The organism is Thermomonas sp. (genome assembly GCF_019104945.1).
In the GTDB taxonomy this organism is placed as follows: Bacteria; Pseudomonadota; Gammaproteobacteria; order Xanthomonadales; family Xanthomonadaceae; genus Thermomonas.
The window spans coordinates 1-17,224 of the sequence record NZ_JAHRWW010000036.1; the positions used below are offsets into that span (position 1 = coordinate 1).

Sequence of the window (17,224 nt, forward strand, 5' to 3'; positions counted from 1 at the left end):
TGGGTGGTGGTGAAGTTTGTCTTTGTATTGCTGGGCGACATCAGTAGGCCATTGATCGAGCCGCCCTTGGCAGGCATGGCCGCCAGCAACCCACGCACCTTCGGCTGGTTGGTGGAACCATGGGTACAAAACGCGATTGCCTTGGTGGCCACGGTCGGCTTCATTCTGTTGGCCGGCTGGCTGACACGCCGCGTGGTAGGGCAAACGCTGCTGCGTGGCTTTGAAGCTCTGGTGGCGCGCATTCCGCTGGCCAGCACCATTTACGGCAGCGCCCGCAAACTGCTGGATATTCTGCAAACCAAGCCCGACGGCACCCAGCGCGTGGTGCTGATCGACTTCCCGCATAACGAAATGAAGACGCTCGGGTTTGTGACCCGGGTGATGCGCGAGCAAGGTACTGGGCGTGAACTGGCCGCGGTGTATGTTCCCACCACGCCCAACCCCACCTCCGGTTATTTGGAAATCGTGCCGGTGGAAAAAATCACCCCCACCGACTGGAACGTGGACCAGGCGATGAGTTTCATCATCAGCGGCGGCGCGGTGGCTCCGGACTCCATTCCATTTTCACCTCCCCCACCCAAAGCTGAATAACCGCGCCAATTGCCGCCCGGACTGACCAAGATCAAGGCGGCGCTAGGCGTCACCAGCGACGATAACCATCACTGCGCACCGCGCCTCATTTACGTATTGGAGTGTCCCCATGCTGTTTGACGTTCTTGGCCTTGTCGATGAGGCCACCGCCCGTTCCATCGCATTCTCTGTGCATGCGCTGGACCCGCAAGCCAAGATTACCGCCAACATCGGCCGTGGCCGCCTGTTGGTAGAAAGCGGCAAGCTGCAAGAAAACGACATCAGCGACGCGCTGCGTGCCGCCGGTTTCCCCGCATCGCTGGCCCCGGAACACCCGGAAGGCAGCACCTGCTGTGGCAGCTGCGGTTAAGAAAACAACCCTCGTCCTCGTTGTTCGCCAAGGCCCGCAATTGCGGGCTTTGTGCGTTTTAGCCGCAACATTGCCCCGAACCGCTTTGGGCGCGACAATAGGCCCATGATTGATGTGGCCCGCTACCCCAAGCTGTCGCAAATTGACAGCCCTTCCGACCTTCGCCAGCTACCGGAAACCGAGCTTTGTGCCGTTGCCGACGAGTTGCGTGCATATTTAATTGAGTCCGTTGGCAAGTCCGGCGGCCACTTTGCGGCTGGTCTTGGCGTAGTGGAGCTCACCACCGCGCTGCATTATCTGTACAACACGCCCAACGACCGCTTGGTGTGGGACGTCGGCCACCAAAGCTACCCGCACAAAATTCTCACCGGCCGCCGCGACCGCATCCATACCGTCAAGCAAAAAGACGGCGTGGCTCCGTTCCCGAAACGCGACGAGTCCGAATACGACACCTTCGGTGTGGGCCATTCCTCCACTTCGATCTCCGCCGCGCTAGGCATGGCCATTGCGAATGCCCGCGCGGGCAACGACCGCAAAGTCGTCGCCATCATCGGTGATGGTGCGATGACCGCAGGCATGGCGTGGGAAGCGTTGGAGCACGCAGGTGGAATGGACGAGGAGCCCAATATTTTGGTCATCCTCAACGACAACCGCATGTCAATCAGCGAAGCCGTGGGCGGGCTCACCAAAATGCTGGGCCGAATGACCGGCAGCCGCACGCTGAACAATCTGCGTGAGAGTGGAAAAAAGCTGCTGGGCGATAAAAACAGCCCGCCTGCACGTTTTGTCAAACGCTGGGAAGAGCACTGGAAGGGCATGTTGGTGCCTTCTACCTTGTTCGAGCAAATGGGCTTCCATTACACCGGCCCCATCGACGGCCACGACATCCCCGCCCTGCTCGACGTGCTAAAAACACTCAAAGGTCTGAAAGGCCCGCAGCTGCTGCACATCATCACCACCAAGGGCAAAGGCTACGAGCCCGCTGAAGATGATCAGATCGGCTACCACGCCGTGACCCCGTTTGACCCGTCGGTGGGTGTAATTGGTAAAGCCGGAACCAAAAAGCCCACCTATACCGACATCTTTGGCGACTGGCTGTGTGATATGGCCGCGGCTGATCCCAAGCTTATGGGTATTACACCCGCCATGCGCGAAGGCTCTGGGCTGGTGCGGTTTAGCCAAGAGTACTCGCAGCGCTATTTTGACGTCGCCATTGCCGAACAGCACGCCGTAACGCTGGCGGCAGGCATGGCCTGCGAAGGCGCGAAACCCGTTGTCGCGATCTATTCCACCTTCCTCCAGCGCGGCTACGACCAGTTGGTGCACGATGTGGCCACCCAGCACCTTGACGTGCTGTTTGCCATCGACCGTGGCGGCGTGGTGGGGCCCGACGGTTCTACCCACGCGGGCAATCTCGACCTTAGCTACCTGCGCTGCGTCCCAGAAATGGTGGTGATGGCACCGGCCGATGAGGACGAGTGCCGCAAGCTGCTGAGCACTGGCTATCACTACCACGGCCCCGCCGCCGTGCGCTACCCGCGTGGTACTGGTCCCGGCACGGCCATCCAACCGGGCCTAGACACATTGCCAATTGGCACAGCGCAGGTGCGCCGTAAAGGCAGCTCCATTGCTCTACTCGCCTTCGGCGCGCTGGTACCTGCAGCTGAACACGTGGGTGAACAGCTAGGGCTCACCGTGGTCAATATGCGCTTTGTGAAGCCGCTCGACCGCGCCCTCTTGCTTGAGCTTGCTAAAACGCATCATGGCTTCGTGACACTAGAAGACAACGTCGTCGCCGGTGGCGCTGGCTCCGGCGTGGCCGAATTGCTTGCTGCCGAAGGTGTTTGCCTGCCCATCTTGCACCTTGGCCTGCCCGACGCTTTCCAGCCGCACGCCAGCCGCGAACAGCTGCTTGAAGAAGCCGGGCTTGATGCCGCTGGCATTCGCACCAGCATTTTGAAACGCTGGCCGGAGCTTAAAAGCATGCATTCAGCACCGACACTTGCCGCTGCTCGCTAGTTTTCGCGAAGCCACACCGGCTTCGCGCTCTAAATCATTCGTCTGGCGCAATCACCGTATTGCCCTTGGCTTGCAGCTTTGCCAAATAGCCTTGCTCACCCAGCAAACTATTGATCGGTACAACTGCAAATGTCACCGTATTCTTGGCCAATGCAGCCTCCGCTGCCGCCATCCATTTGCCGCGTAATTTTTTTTCAGAGTCACCAAAGCCAAGGCGCTTGCCAATACCCGATTCATTAAGCGCGTTGATACACGCCTCCCACTGGTAGGCGGGCGGAAGCGTGCGTAACCCTGCAATATCACCCGTGGCCCACGCATTGGCGCGCGCGCGCATCGCGTCGATGTTCGCCTCAAGCTGGGTCATGGTGTTATCGAAGCAAGCGAGGTCATCCAGTGTGGTTTTCGACCACTCTTTCAGCAGCGGCTTAACATCGGTCACCTTGATTTCTTCTTTCACCACGGTCACAGCTGGGTGATAGGTTTCAATGGCTTTATTCATCTGCTCAGTCACGGACTTACCGCTGTCGAGCCCCTGCTTTTTCATCGCTTCTTTGTAGAGCTCTTGCGCAGCAAACAGGGGCCGCCATTTTTCGACGCCCCCATCACCACCGATATAACGCGCCTTGAGCACTTGCCAGCGTGCGTAGGACTTGGGCGAGACGGTTTCCTGCAGCGTTTTTCCATCCGGGTTTTTCCGCGCACCCAACATTTTGGGCAGCAGCATCAGCCCTTTGAACCAGCCAACATCAACGCTAAAACTCACATAAGGAGGACGAATGACCTCTTGCGCGTTCGCGATCACGCGATCCATCTGCTTTGATTGCCACTGCATCTTTGCAGGCAGCGGGCTCAGCGTGCCCAAGATATATAGCTCGTGCTGATGATCGGGGCTGCGTACAAGCCACAGCCCTGGCCCCGGCTGCTCGCCCTCCACCACCACCGGCGCCTCGGTGCGAATCCCATCTTGCATCGCATTCTGCGCGTGTAGCGGGCCTGCCACGGCCGCGCTGAACAATACAACAAGCCAAACCGACTTCTGCATTCCTTTGCTTCCTAATTTAGGCAACCGGATTGTTCTGATGCATTCCCGCGGCGATAGTTCAATATGGCAATTCTTTACGTTAGCTTTGCGAGCGCTTGACCGGCGCAGCCCCCGCTGCAGCATCGGCAATTTTCCACAGATAAAACCCCGCATAGCTGCGGTATGGCCCCCAACACTCGCCGCGTATCGCCAGCTGCTTGGGCGTTGGCAGCGCGTCTAATTTGTCCACGCTCTGCGCGCCTTTGCGCACGCCTAAGTCGTCCACCGGCAGCACATCCGGGCGGCCTAGGCGAAACATCAACATCATTTCTACCGTCCAGCGGCCAATGCCGCGTATCGGCACCAGCGCTGCGATGATTTCGGCATCGCTCATGGCTTCCATCTGCGTAAGCGTAGGCAGCTCACCTGCGGCTTCGCGTCGCGCCAAATCGCGCAGCGCCAGCGTTTTGTTGCCGGACACGCCGCAAGCGCGCAGCGTGGCGTCACCCACGCGCGCCAAAGTGTCGCAGTGCAGGCGCTCACTCTTCAGTGCAGCCTCCACGCGGCCTTCAATGGTCGCCGCAGCTTTACCGCTGAGCTGCTGGTACAGAATCGAGCGCGCCAGTGAATCGACCGGATCGAAAGGTGCTTGCCACTGCGGGTAGGCGGGAATTGGCCCAAGTTTGCGCATCCAGCCAGCCAAGCGGCGGTCGCGCTTGCTTAAGTGCGCAAAAGCCGCTTCCACATCAAAGCCACGCGACAGAGTGGCCATACCTTAGGTGCGCAAACGATCGTAGGCGTAGAGCAACCAGCCGCTAATAACCAGCGCGCCGCCGAACGGCGTGACCACTGAAGCGGCCATGCCCAGCACCACCATGGCAAGCAAGCTGGCGCAGAACAAAAACACGCCCGCCAAGATCACCAGTAAGGAAATCAGCGCCATCGGCCGCTGCGCAAACGGAGTAAGCGCCGCCAGCGCAACGCCATGCGCAAACGCCATCACCGCAGCCTGCAGCATGCGCCCTTGCGCGGCGCCTTCCACCGCGTGCGTGGCATAGGCAGCCAAGGCCACTGATAAGCCTGCAAGCAGGCTACCCACTGCGCCTAGATAGCGACGATACACAACAAATGCAGGTGTCGTAAATGTATTCATTGGGTGATTGTGCCAGCTCAAATGCAAACGCCGCGTCGAGACGCGGCGTTTGTAGAATTCAGACAGTGGCTTGGCTTATTTGATCGGCCAATAGACGTCGAACTCGCCGTTTTCCGTAAAGGCCGGCGCAATACCGCCCTTGTAGTCTTCAAAGGCGCGATCTTTCACGTCATAACCGTGCGTACCGGCCCAAGCGCGCAGGGCATTACGGATGTTTTCCAGCTCAGCCATATAGCCCGTATAAGAGGCTTGGATCGCACGCCCAGCGTTATTGTGCACGTACTGCACCGGCGAACCGTCGGCCACTTTCTTCACGTCGCCAATCGCGCCGCCATCTTTTTTGCGCACTTTTTGCACAACGTCGAAGGTGTAGCTTTCGCTGGCTAGGTCGGTGGTGACGATACGCACAGGGCCGACCGGCTCAAGACCATTGGCTTCCATGGTGCGCTTGATCCATTCGCTGTTGGATTCCATCGCTGCCTGGATCTGGGCATTGCCACGATCCACCGCACCGGAGTTCACAAACAGCAGGTCTTCGGCCGGCAGTTCAACCACCTTCGGTGCGCCCATCTTGTTGCCCGTTGCGGCGTAATCCACGTTCGGGATGGTGGCCAGCATGGTGACCAGACGCGACAACCCCATCTTCATGTCGTCGCCAACGTGACGGGTGACATACAGGCCCGCATAGCGGCCCAGCAAGTTCCAGCCGTAATCCACGTCGTAAGTCTGGGTGATTTCGACGTTGCGGTTGTTGCGACCAGTCGGCTTGAAACTAAACGAGGTGCGCTTGTTGTCACCGCGTTCGATATTGTCGATCTTGATCGAAATTTTTTCGCGCGGAACGCTCTCGGTAATTTCATACGAGCCCTTGCCCAAGCGCTCTTCTTTGGACAGGTAGTCCAAACGTGCGCCAACACCTTCTTCCGGGCCGGATAAGGTCAACTGCATGCGCGGGTCACGTAGCACCAGCGGGTTCCAGTCGTGAAAACGACGGAAGCTGTTGAGGCTATCAAACACGAGGGTGAGCTTGCGGTTCGTCTCAATCTTCTCCACCAAATGGCGGGACGGTGAAAGCACCAAACCCACGATCAAATAGAGTGCAAAAACAATAGCAAGGGAAATCAGGATCTCGATCAAACGAGTCATTCAGGAATCTCCGGGGAAGGCAGCGCGCAGCTTCAGCCGCAACGATTGACCATCCTAACAAAATGCAGTGGGGAACGGCGAGGGTTTGGACAGCAAAAAATGGGAAATTGCGCAATAAATTTGATGAAAGGGGTCAAACAAGCTGTAACTCGAAGGCCTTGAGCACCGCACGAGTGCGGTCACGCACGCCTAATTTGCTCAAAATATTGGAAACATGGTTCTTGATGGTGCCTTCGGCCACCCCCAGCGAGCCCGCAATCTCCTTATTGGAGAAGCCTGAGGCCATCAGCCGCAGAATTTCCGTCTCGCGATCGGTGAGCGGGTCGGGGCGTTCAAGGCTGACGAACTCGTTGCGCATATGCTCAAGACCTGAAAGCAGGCGCTGAGTCATTGCGGGCTGCACCAGCGAACCGCCGCTGGACACGGTTTGAATCGCGTCCACCAGCTGATCAAGTGATACATCTTTCAGCAGATAGCCCTTGGCCCCCGCTTTAATACCCGCCAGCACGAGGTCATCATCGTCAAAGGTCGTCAAAATGATGGTCGGTGGCAGCGTACCCGCCTTGCTCATAGCCTGCAGCGCTTCCAGCCCCGACATCACCGGCATGCGCATATCCAGCAACACAACATCCGGCCTCACCTGCGGGATACGCTCCACCGCCTGCTGGCCATCCGCCGCTTCGGCCACCACTTCTATCCCGTCAGCCAGCGACAGCAATGAGCAAACGCCCTGCCGCACCAAGGTCTGATCATCCACCAAAAACACGCGAATGGGCTTGGTTGTGCTCACGTAACAACTCCTTCGGGCAGTGGGGTGGCGGCATTGGGAGCCACCGGTAAACGCATTGTCAACTGAAAGCCGTGGCCGCGCCGCGTCACCACCTCCAGCTGTCCTCCATATTGACGCAGACGCTCGCCAAGACCACGCAGGCCGTTACCCGGTAGCACTTGGTCATTACCGCGCCCGTCATCGCGCACTAATAGCACGACATCGTGCCCTTCGCGCCGCGCTGAGAGCCACAGGTGCTTAGCCTCTGCATGACGAACGGCATTAGTAATCGCCTCCTGCGCGCAGCGCAGCAGCACATGGGCACGCTCAGGATCATCAACAGTCAGGTGCGGCTCGATTTCCATATGGATGGCCATCAGCGGCAGATTTTCTGCCAGCGGCCGCAGCGCCATGCCGAGGTCAATCGCCCCCCCCTCGCGCAGCTGACTGACCGCTTCGCGCACGTCGGTAAGCAGGAGCTTGGCCAAGGTATGCGCCTGCTGCACATGCTCTTTCACCCGCCCATCCGATAAATGGCTGGCCACTTCTAAATTCAGACTGAGCGCAGTGAGATGATGCCCCAGCAAGTCGTGCAGCTCACGCGAAATGCGCGTACGTTCGTTCACCCGCGCGCTATCGGCCAGCAACGCGCGGGTAGCGTGGAGCTCGGCATTGAGTCTGCGCTGCTCATCGCGCGCCTGCGCCTGCTGCAGCGCCACAAGACTCACCACGAACACAAACCCCGAAAACCCGGCATACAGCATCGACTGCATAAAGGCTTCCAGCGGCGGGAAGCCTAAAAAGTGAATGAAAACCGGCGCTACCGACAGCTGCCCCACCAGCAACCACACGATCCCCAGCGACAGGGGCAAGAGCCAAGGCAGCACGCAAGCCGCCACCATCAACAGTACGCTGCCCAGCCCGGTACCGCTGAAATAACTCAGCCCCAGCGCCGAGAGCGTGAGCAGTACCAACAGCAGGTAGTCGGCAATATGCCGATTGCGCACACCAAGGCCACGGGTCAGCCAGCCGTAACCCGCGCCAAACGCCAAGTACGCCACCCAGCCCTGCCACGGCATGGCCCGCCGCGCAATCTCTTCAACCCCACCATCGGCAAACAGTGGCCCCACCCACAGATAGGCCAGCGGCAGCCCCACCATGGCCCAAGTAAATAGACCGGCGTAGCGCAGTAAACGGGTGTGCGAAAAACGTGCAAGCATGCTGCCTTATACAGCCTTCTGCGCCACCTGCCCTGCACCGAAGGTCATGGGGGCGCGAATGGCCGACCCATGCGATAATCACGGATGGATCGCTGGGGCGTGCCGTCCGCAGCCATTTTTGGAGTTTTACGGAATGTCGATCGCCGTCCGCGACGTGTGTGAGCACGAACTGGATTCCGTCTTGGATCTTAATAACACCGCTGGGCCGGCCATTTTGCCGCTGGATGCGGCACGTCTGCGCCACCTCTATGACACCGCCGAATATTTCCGGGTGGCCGAACGCGATGGCGCCCTATCGGGGTTTCTGATTGGTTTTAGCTCGCATGCAGCACACGACAGCGTGAACTTTCGCTGGTTCTTAGAGCGCTATCCCGACTTTTTCTATATCGACCGCGTGGTGGTGGCCAGCCGTCGGCGTGGCGGCGGCGTGGGGCGCGCGCTTTATGCCGACGCGCAAAGCTATGCCGAACTGCGCTACCCGCAGTTAGCCTGCGAGGTATTTTTGGAACACGGTGCTGACCACGCACTGCTATTCCACGGTAGTTTTGGCTTTCGCGAAGTGGGTCAAAATGTCATGCCCGAACACGACCTGCGCGCCGCCATGCTGATGAAAGAGCTGTGCAGCTATCCGTGGGTACGCGACACCTACGGCGACACGCTGCCGGACGCCCCCTGGATTCAGCGCCCACGCCACACGATACTCTCTCAACATAACGGCTCTGGAGCCAACGCATGAGCCAAGCCATTGATTACGCACAGGCGGGTGAACTGAAGTTCGGCCAAGTGGGCATCGCCAACCTGCGCGTACGCACCTTAGACGTTGCCCAGCTTGCCGATGAAATGCGCGAACGCGTGCAGCGCGCGCCCAACCTGTTCGCCCGCGCCGCCGTGGTGCTGGATTTTGGTGGCCTGTTCCAAACGCCCAGCTTCGAGCAAGCCCATGCGCTGGTCTTAGGCCTGCGCGAAGCTGGCGTGCTGCCGGTGGCGCTGGCCTATGGCACCAAAGAAACCGAAGCGCTCGCCCAACAACTAGGCCTGCCGCTGCTCGCCAAGTTTCGTGCGCAATACGAGCGTGCTGGCGCGCCTGCGCCCGCACCCGCGCCCACCCCGGAAGCCCCACCGCCCTCCGCACCCGCACCTGCAACACCGGCCGCGACACACGACAACGCCGAACCCGGCCTTATCGTGACCGCGCCGGTTCGCTCAGGCCAGCAAGTGTACGCCGAACACCGCGACCTTACCGTGCTAAACACCGTTGGCGCAGGCGCTGAAGTGCTCTCCGACGGTAGCATCCATATCTATGGCGCGCTGCGTGGCCGCGCCCTAGCCGGGGCACAAGGCAATGAACACGCCCGCATTTTCTGCCGCGAATTCTATGCCGAACTCGTTGCAGTGGCCGGACACTACAAAGTCATGGAAGATATTCCAGCCGATCTGCGTGGCAAGGCCGTTCATATCTGGCTGGAGCAAGGTCAGCTCAAGCTTGCTACGCTTGACTAGTTTTCAACCGGCAACCGCCGGAAACCCACCTAACTATTACCAACAGCCGCTTATGCGGACATAACGGCAACCACGGAGGAAGCCAACTTGGCCGAAATTATCGTCGTCACTTCAGGCAAAGGCGGTGTGGGCAAAACCACGACCAGCGCCAGTCTTGCAACCGGTCTTGCTAAGCGCGGCAAGAAAGTAGCGGTCATCGACTTCGACGTCGGTTTACGCAACCTTGATCTGATCATGGGCTGCGAGCGCCGCGTGGTGTATGACTTCGTCAACGTCATCCAAGGCGAAGCCACCTTGAAGCAGGCGCTGATCAAAGACAAGCGCTTTGAAAACCTCTACGTGCTGGCCGCCAGCCAAACCCGCGACAAAGATGCTCTTTCAAAAGAAGGCGTGGAAAAAGTCCTTAAAGACCTCGCCGCAGACGGGTTTGATTACGTCCTGTGCGACTCGCCCGCTGGCATCGAAAAAGGCGCATTCCTCGCCATGTACTTTGCCGACAAGGCCATTGTGGTGGTGAACCCAGAGGTCTCTTCGGTGCGCGACTCCGATCGCGTGCTTGGCCTTTTGGCCTCTAAAACGCACCGCGCTGAGCGCAACGAGGGCGAGGTTTCTGCCCACCTGCTGCTCACCCGCTACAGCCCTGCGCGTGTAGAAACCGGCGAGATGCTGTCCATTGCCGACGTGGAAGAAGTACTAGGACTAAAAACCATCGGTGTCATTCCAGAATCCGGCGACGTACTCAACGCGTCGAACAAAGGCGAGCCGGTGATCATGGATGGCGAATCCATCGCGGGCCAAGCGTATGAAGACGCGGTAGCGCGCCTGCTTGGAGAAGATCGCCCGCTGCGCTTCATCACTGTTGAGAAGAAAGGTTTCTTCAGCAAACTATTTGGAGGTTGAGGCGTGTCTCTATTTGATTTCCTCAAGCCCCGCAAGAACACGGCTTCGGTCGCTAAAAATCGCTTGCAAATTATTATTGCGCAGGAGCGCAGTTCGGCTGGGGCGCCGGACTACCTGCCACTGATGCGTCGTGAAATTTTGGAAGTCATTCGCAAATATGTGAATGTCGATACCGATGCCGTCAAGGTTGATGTTGTGAAGGACGGCGAGCAAGACGTTCTGGATATTTCGGTATCACTACCGGAACGTGGCGGCGCAGTATCAGAAGCCTAAATGCTGACGCTTGCCGATATTGGTTTTGATGCGCCTACGGCCCTGCTTGCGCGCTATGGCTTGACCCTTGTGCGCACGCCGGATGGCGCAACCATCCCCGGCAGTTACTGGGGCGATAGCGAAGCCGGCATTATCGGCACTACCGTGTATGCACGTGCCGACACGCCCGTGCATTCACTGCTGCACGAAGCAGGCCACCTGATCGTGCTGCCGCCAGAAAAGCGCGCGCAGGTGCATACCGATGCGACTGATTCGGTGCCGGAAGAAGACGCCGTGTGCGTCCTGCAAGGCCTACTTGGCGATGCCCTGCCCGGCGTGGGCCGCGAGCGCGTGTGGGCCGATATGGATACCTGGGGCTACACCTTCCGCCTCGGTTCCGCTCGCGCTTATGTTGAACAAGATGCCGACGACGCTTGGCGTTGGTTGGAAGATCACGGCTTAATCGACAACCAACGCCGCCTGTGCTGACTTAATCGTGATACCCAAGCGCACGCAGAGCCGCTTCGTCGTCGCTCCAACCTTCACGCACGCGCACCCACGTTTGCAAAAACACTTTTGCACCGAATAGGTGTTCCATTTGCTTGCGTGCGTGTTGGCCGATGTCGCGCAGGCGCTCGCCGCCTTTGCCAATCACGATGGCTTTCTGGCCTTCGCGCTCCACCCAGATCACCGCGTCAATGCGGTACATCACGCCGGTTTGGGGCGAAGGTTCTTCTTCAAACTTTTCTACTTCCACCGTGGTGGAGTACGGCAGCTCTTCGCCAAGGCGTCGCATTAACTGCTCGCGCACCAGCTCGCCAGCAAGAAAGCGCTGGCTCTTGTCGGTGATCTCGTCTTCGCCAAACATGGGTTCGGCTTCGGGCATGAGGTCGAGCAACGTCGCCACCAACTGCTCTAAACCCGTGCGTTTGAGCGCTGATAGCGGATGCACGGCGGCAAATTCGCGGCCGTCGGTGACTTTGGCGATAAACGGCAGCAGCGTGGTTTTGTCTTTCTGCCGGTCCACTTGGTTCACTACCAGCACCACCGGCAGACCTGCGTCATGGAGGGCGTCATATGCCAACCCGTCTTCGTGGTCCCAACGCCCGGCTTCGATCACCAGCAGCGCGGCGTCCACGCCTTCCAATGCACCGCGCGCGGCACGGTTCATCATGCGGTTCATGGCCTTGCCGGAGCGCTTGCCTTGCTCGCCGTGAATACCGGGGGTATCTACCAATTGCAGCTGGCCACGCGGGAAAGTGGCGATGCCAAGCAGACGGTGCCGGGTGGTCTGCGGGCGGTTGGACGTGATGCTGATCTTGGCCCCCACCAAGGCATTGACTAGGGTTGATTTACCCACATTGGGGCGGCCGATCACGGCCACAGCGCCGCTGCGCTGGGGTGTTGCGTTCATTGTCCAATACTCTTGAGTGCCGCTTCTGCGGCCTGTTGTTCTGCGGCGCGGCGCGAACTGCCCCGGCCTTCAGTGCTGAGTGCGGGCTGCGCCATCGTGCAGCTCACATGAAAAATGCGTGCGTGATCCTCGCCACTTTCGTCGATCAACGCATACACGGGAAGCGGATGCTGATGGCCTTGCAGCCATTCTTGCAGGCGGGTTTTCGCATCCTTGCCCACCTTATTGGGGGGCGGCAGCGCCTGCATCAATGGAGTAAACCATGGCTCCATCACTTTTCGGCACGCGTCAAACCCGCTATCCAAATAAATGGACGCAACCAAGGCTTCTACGGCATCCGCCAAGATCGAGTCGCGGCGATGACCGCCTGTTTTCATTTCACCCGGCCCCAGCACCAAGTGCTGGCCAAGGTTGAGTGAGCGCGCAATCCCGGCCAACGCCGATTCGCGCACCAGCTCAGCGCGGGCGCGGGTCAACGCCCCCTCATCGGCTTTTGGCCAGTGCCGGTACAGGGCCTCGGCCACGTATTGATTCACCAGCGAGTCGCCTAAAAACTCCAGACGCTCGTTATGCGGGCTGCCGGCGCTGCGGTGGGTCAGCGCCTGCGCCAGCAGCGCCGGGCTTACAAAATGATGCCCGGCGAATGCAGACAGGTGCGGCTCAGTTACCACCCGCACCACGCGTAACCATCTGTTCGGCGTGGAACTTGCCGACGACATCCAAATTTGCCATCAGCTCCTCACGGCGCTCGTAGTCCATCACCAGCTTCAGGCCGCCATCGGTGTTCTCAACCTTCAGCATGTCCGGCTTGATGTGGTTGGCGTAGTCGATCTGCAGGCTCCGGCTGAACAGCTCACGGATCTTTTCTTTTCCGCTAGCCGCTTCCGGGTTATTTGCAACGGTTGCCAGCATCTTTTTCACCGAGTAGTACTCGATATACATCGGCACGATCTTCATCGCGCAATAGGCAAAAAAGATCACGAAACAAAGCGTGATCAAAAAGCCGATCATGGTGATACCGCGTTGCGTCTTCTTCATTTGTGCATCCCCCAAAAATGGAAACGTCGCTGTGAGTGTTGCTGTGAATACATCAAGGAATCTTCGTGCCAATACGTGAGAAATCAACCCAATGTGGCGCGCTGGTGTCGAAGTTCATCCACACCATAAACGCCTTTCCGCGCAGGTTGGACTCCGGCAAAAAGCCCCAAAATCGGCTGTCCTCGCTGTTACCGCGGTTATCACCCATCACGAAATAATGCCCTTCTGGCACCGTCCAGTCACCATCTGCTGCACTAAAGTCGCGTTCTAGCACGTAATGTGGGCGGTTTTCCATCCCCTCCGTTAGCAAGGTGTCGCCGGTTTCCCCAACGCCTTGGCCTACGCCAGTGAACACGCCTTCCACGCGATACGGCAATTCTTTGCCATTCACGCTCACTTTGTGGTTGTGATAGCCAATGGTATCGCCAGGCAAGCCCACCACGCGCTTGATCCAATCTTCGCGCGGGTGCTGCGGCGGGCGAAATACCACCACGTCACCACGCTTGGGTTCGCCAATTTCAACCACTTTTTTATTGTTGATTGGCAGGCGCAGCCCATAAGCAAACTTATTGACGAGGATGAAGTCACCGATCAGCAAGGTGGGCATCATCGAGCTTGATGGGATGCGAAACGGCTCGGCAACGAAACTGCGCAGCCCCAATACCAGCGCCAAAATCGGGAAAAACGCCTTGGCGTAGTCCACCAGCAACGGATCTTTGGCCACCTCTTCGCCCAGCTCGGGCTTGCGGTGCTTGGCGAAAAACTGCTTATCCAGCAGCCAAATCAAGCCGCTGAGCAAGGTCAAGCTCACCAAGATCGTCTCGAACCACACCATCATGCGCGTCTCCCCACTTATTTATTGTCCACCTGAAGCACGGCAAGGAAGGCCTCCTGCGGAATTTCCACACGTCCTACCTGCTTCATGCGCTTCTTGCCTTCTTTCTGTTTCTCAAGCAATTTTTTCTTACGCGTGGCGTCGCCACCGTAGCACTTGGCCAAGACGTTCTTACGCAGCGCCTTCACCGTGGTGCGGGCGATGATCTGGCCGCCAATGGCGGCTTGGATCGCCACGTCGAACATCTGCCGAGGAATGAGATCTTTCATGCGCTCGCAAAGTTCACGGCCACGGCGATCGGCTTGGCTGCGGTGCACGATGATCGACAGCGCATCCACACGGTCGCCGTTGATCAGGGTATCCACACGCACGAACGGGCCTGCGTCAAAGCGTACAAAGTGGTAGTCCAGCGAAGCATAACCACGGCTCACCGATTTCAAGCGGTCGAAGAAATCCAGCACGACTTCACCCATCGGCAGCTCGTAGCTGATCTGCACTTGGCTGGCCATATAGGTGATGCCGATCTGCACGCCGCGCTTTTCTTCGCACAGCTTGATGATGGCGCCGATATACGGCTCTGGCGTGAGGATATTGGCGCGAATGATCGGCTCGCGCACTTCCTCCACCATATTCACCGGAGGCAGTTTGGCCGGGTTGTCGATTGGCGTAACCGTGCCATCGGTTTTCAGCACCTCATACACCACGGTAGGTGCTGTAGTAATGAGGTTGAGGTCGTATTCGCGCTCTAGGCGCTCCTGCACGATCTCCATATGCAGCATGCCGAGGAAGCCGCAGCGGAAACCAAAGCCCATCGCCTCTGAGCTTTCCGGCTCAAAGCGCAGCGCGGCGTCGTTCAGGCGCAATTTTTCCAGCGCCTCGCGCAGCGCCGGGTAGTCTTCGGCATCCACAGGGAACAGGCCCGAAAACACGCGCGGCTGCATTTCTTGGAAGCCGGGCAGCGGCTTTGGCGCAGGATCATTGGCAAGGGTGAGGGTATCGCCCACCGGCGCGCCGTGTACATCTTTAATACTGGCGGTGATCCAGCCCACTTCACCCGCCTTGAGGCTAGGCAGCACTTTACGTTTCGGCGTAAACACACCTACCGCATCGACTTGATGAGCACGGCCGGTACTCATCACCAGCATTTTATCGCCCGACTTGATCTCGCCTTGCATCACCCGCACCAGCGAGACCACGCCAAGGTAGTTGTCGAACCAGGAGTCGATGATCAGTGCCTGCAGCTTGTCGGTATCACGCGGCTGCGGCGGCGGAATGCGCTGGACAATCGCTTCCAGCACATCACCGACGTTTAAGCCGGTCTTAGCCGAAATCGCCACGGCGTCAGCGGCTTCAATGCCGATTACCGCTTCGATTTCTTCCTTCACCTTATCGATGTCGGCGGTGGGCAGATCGATCTTATTCAGCACCGGCACCACTTCCAGCCCCTGCTCCACCGCGGTGTAGCAGTTGGCCACCGACTGCGCTTCCACACCCTGCGCGGCGTCCACCACCAGCAGCGCGCCCTCGCAGGCGGCCAGCGAGCGGCTGACTTCATAGCTGAAGTCGACGTGGCCGGGGGTATCGATGAAGTTCAGGTAATAGGTCTGCCCGTCTTTCGCGGTGTACGGCAGCGATACCGACTGCGCCTTGATGGTGATGCCGCGCTCACGCTCGATCGGGTTGTTGTCGAGCACCTGCGACTCCATCTCGCGCTCGGTCAGCCCGCCGCATAGGTGGATGATGCGATCGGCCAAGGTGGACTTGCCGTGATCGACGTGGGCGATGATGGAGAAGTTGCGGATGAACCGCATTTTTTCGTGCTGCATGAGGAAAGGGCTATGCGTTGGGCGGAGGCGGCCGCAAGTAGCGGCAGCGGAAAGAGCCGGACATTATCGCATAGCCCATCCCATTACAGGCTTTTAGCCCTGCGACGGGTCCACCGTAACGTATACGGTGGCACCACCACGGCGTACCAGCAGCATTACCGGCTTGCCAGTGCCTGCGGCGCGTAGCTGCGCATCCAGCGCCTTAACGCTGCCCACATCGCTGCGCCCCACCGCCAGCACCACATCGCCCGGGCTCAGCCCTGCTTCGCGCGCCGCCGCCCCTTCAATACGGGCAATCAGCACACCCACTTTGCCTTGCAGGCCCATTTGGCTGCGCTGCTGGGCGGTCAACTCCTGCCCTAATATCCCAAGTGGGTTACCGCGCTCGGCAGTGTCTGCCTTGCTGCCGCTTGGAGCTGCGCTATCAGCCGCAGCCGTGGCATCTTCCAACGTACCTAAGGTTGCGGTCAGCGTGCGTGGTTTTCCGTCGCGCACCACTTCCAACGTCACCTTGCTGCCTGGCGCCATGGCCCCAATCAGCGGCGGCACGTCGCTGGATTCAAATACCGGCTGACCGTTGACCTTACGGATAACATCCTGACGCATAATGCCCGCACGCTCGGCCGCGCTGCCCGGCTCCACACCCGACACCAGTGCGCCATTGGCATCATCCAGCCCCAGCGCCTTGGCCGCGTCACGGCTTAAACCTTGGATCTGTACACCCAGCTGCCCGCGCGTCACCTTGCCGGTGGTTTTGAGCTGCTGCACGGCATTCATCGCTACATCAATTGGAATGGCGAAGCTAATGCCTTGATAGCCGCCGGAATTACTGAAAATCTGCGAGTTGATACCCACCACCTGCCCGCGCGTATTGAGCAACGGGCCACCGGAATTACCGCGGTTAATCGCCACGTCGGTTTGAATAAACGGCACATAGCGCTGATCTGTACCGGGGCTGGAGCGCCCCACCGCGCTAACGATGCCGGCGGTCACCGAATGATCAAAGCCAAACGGCGAACCGATCGCTACCACCCATTGTCCCGGCTTGATCAGCTTGGAATCACCAATCCGCATCACCGGCAGGCCTTTGACGTCCACCTTCAGCAGCGCCACGTCGGATTGCGAATCGCTCCCCACGACCTTGGCCGTTAGCTCGCGGCGGTCGGAGAGTTTGACGCGCACGGTGTCGGC

At 59.1% G+C, this 17,224-nt stretch carries 20 protein-coding genes; 8 read left to right on the forward strand and 12 right to left on the reverse strand.

The features are described from left to right. The 3 genes from KUL77_RS09120 to dxs all read left to right on the forward strand — a co-directional run. A partial coding sequence (locus KUL77_RS09120) for a DUF502 domain-containing protein (protein ID WP_297146051.1) occupies positions 1-591 on the forward strand: 591 nt, incomplete at its 5' end. 109 nt (positions 592-700) lie between these two features. Then, a complete protein-coding gene (locus KUL77_RS09125) occupies positions 701-940 on the forward strand; it encodes a hypothetical protein (protein ID WP_297146054.1) in 240 nt (79 codons plus the stop codon). 105 nt (positions 941-1,045) lie between these two features. Continuing rightward, entirely contained in the window at positions 1,046-2,959 is a 1,914-nt protein-coding gene (gene dxs / locus KUL77_RS09130; RefSeq protein WP_297146057.1) for a 1-deoxy-D-xylulose-5-phosphate synthase, read from the forward strand. A gap of 34 nt (positions 2,960-2,993) precedes the next feature. On the opposite strand, the gene KUL77_RS09135 is transcribed toward dxs, so the two are convergent. The 6 genes from KUL77_RS09135 to KUL77_RS09160 all read right to left on the reverse strand — a co-directional run bounded on the left by KUL77_RS09135 (position 2,994) and on the right by KUL77_RS09160 (position 8,268). Further along, positions 2,994-4,001 (reverse strand): TraB/GumN family protein, encoded by a 1,008-nt coding sequence (locus KUL77_RS09135; protein ID WP_297146059.1) that lies wholly within the window; start codon positions 3,999-4,001, stop codon positions 2,994-2,996. Between the two features lie 79 nt (positions 4,002-4,080). After that, on the reverse strand, positions 4,081-4,752 hold the full coding sequence (locus KUL77_RS09140; RefSeq protein WP_297146061.1) for a DNA-3-methyladenine glycosylase: 672 nt from the start codon (positions 4,750-4,752) through the stop codon (positions 4,081-4,083). A gap of 3 nt (positions 4,753-4,755) precedes the next feature. Further along, positions 4,756-5,133 (reverse strand): DUF423 domain-containing protein, encoded by a 378-nt coding sequence (locus KUL77_RS09145; protein ID WP_297146065.1) that lies wholly within the window; start codon positions 5,131-5,133, stop codon positions 4,756-4,758. A gap of 75 nt (positions 5,134-5,208) precedes the next feature. Beyond that, positions 5,209-6,279, reverse strand: a complete 1,071-nt coding sequence (locus KUL77_RS09150) for a polyketide cyclase (RefSeq protein ID WP_297146068.1) — start codon at positions 6,277-6,279, stop codon at positions 5,209-5,211. A 133-nt stretch (positions 6,280-6,412) separates the two neighbouring features. Beyond that, a complete protein-coding gene (locus KUL77_RS09155) occupies positions 6,413-7,051 on the reverse strand; it encodes a response regulator transcription factor (RefSeq protein WP_297146096.1) in 639 nt (212 codons plus the stop codon). Positions 7,052-7,065: 14 nt separating this feature from the next. Continuing rightward, the gene (locus tag KUL77_RS09160) at positions 7,066-8,268 is read right to left on the reverse strand and encodes a sensor histidine kinase (protein WP_297146071.1); all 1,203 of its coding nucleotides are present in this window, start codon (positions 8,266-8,268) and stop codon (positions 7,066-7,068) included. A gap of 133 nt (positions 8,269-8,401) precedes the next feature. On the opposite strand from KUL77_RS09160, the gene KUL77_RS09165 reads away from it, so the two are divergent. The 5 genes from KUL77_RS09165 (at position 8,402) to KUL77_RS09185 (ending at position 11,409) form a co-directional block, all read left to right on the forward strand. Beyond that, positions 8,402-9,004: a GNAT family N-acetyltransferase gene (locus KUL77_RS09165; RefSeq protein WP_297146074.1), complete on the forward strand. Its 603-nt coding sequence runs from the start codon at positions 8,402-8,404 to the stop codon at positions 9,002-9,004. Further along, the gene (gene minC, locus KUL77_RS09170) at positions 9,001-9,768 is read left to right on the forward strand and encodes a septum site-determining protein MinC (protein WP_297146077.1); all 768 of its coding nucleotides are present in this window, start codon (positions 9,001-9,003) and stop codon (positions 9,766-9,768) included. Before KUL77_RS09165 ends, minC begins: the two co-directional genes overlap by 4 nt. An 87-nt stretch (positions 9,769-9,855) precedes the next feature. After that, positions 9,856-10,668 carry a septum site-determining protein MinD gene (gene minD / locus KUL77_RS09175; RefSeq protein WP_297146080.1) on the forward strand — a complete coding sequence of 271 codons (813 nt, stop codon included), beginning with the start codon at positions 9,856-9,858 and terminating at the stop codon, positions 10,666-10,668. A gap of 3 nt (positions 10,669-10,671) precedes the next feature. Continuing rightward, on the forward strand, positions 10,672-10,941 hold the full coding sequence (gene minE / locus KUL77_RS09180) for a cell division topological specificity factor MinE (protein ID WP_297146082.1): 270 nt from the start codon (positions 10,672-10,674) through the stop codon (positions 10,939-10,941). Further along, positions 10,942-11,409 carry a hypothetical protein gene (locus KUL77_RS09185; RefSeq protein WP_297146085.1) on the forward strand — a complete coding sequence of 156 codons (468 nt, stop codon included), beginning with the start codon at positions 10,942-10,944 and terminating at the stop codon, positions 11,407-11,409. Between the two features lies 1 nt (position 11,410). On the opposite strand, the gene era is transcribed toward KUL77_RS09185, so the two are convergent. The 6 genes from era to KUL77_RS09215 form a co-directional block, all read right to left on the reverse strand. Further along, a complete protein-coding gene (era, locus tag KUL77_RS09190) occupies positions 11,411-12,334 on the reverse strand; it encodes a GTPase Era (RefSeq protein WP_297146087.1) in 924 nt (307 codons plus the stop codon). Then, positions 12,331-13,005, reverse strand: a complete 675-nt coding sequence (gene rnc / locus KUL77_RS09195; protein WP_297146097.1) for a ribonuclease III — start codon at positions 13,003-13,005, stop codon at positions 12,331-12,333. Before rnc ends, era begins: the two co-directional genes overlap by 4 nt. Next, positions 12,995-13,372, reverse strand: coding sequence for a DUF4845 domain-containing protein (locus KUL77_RS09200; RefSeq protein WP_297146090.1), 378 nt, complete (start codon positions 13,370-13,372; stop codon positions 12,995-12,997). Before KUL77_RS09200 ends, rnc begins: the two co-directional genes overlap by 11 nt. Positions 13,373-13,424: 52 nt before the next feature. Further along, positions 13,425-14,207, reverse strand: coding sequence for a signal peptidase I (lepB, locus tag KUL77_RS09205; RefSeq protein WP_297146100.1), 783 nt, complete (start codon positions 14,205-14,207; stop codon positions 13,425-13,427). A gap of 17 nt (positions 14,208-14,224) precedes the next feature. Beyond that, on the reverse strand, positions 14,225-16,018 hold the full coding sequence (gene lepA, locus KUL77_RS09210; RefSeq protein WP_297146103.1) for a translation elongation factor 4: 1,794 nt from the start codon (positions 16,016-16,018) through the stop codon (positions 14,225-14,227). A 108-nt stretch (positions 16,019-16,126) separates the two neighbouring features. Further along, on the reverse strand, positions 16,127-17,224 hold a 1,098-nt coding region (locus KUL77_RS09215; protein ID WP_297146093.1), incomplete at its 5' end, for a trypsin-like peptidase domain-containing protein.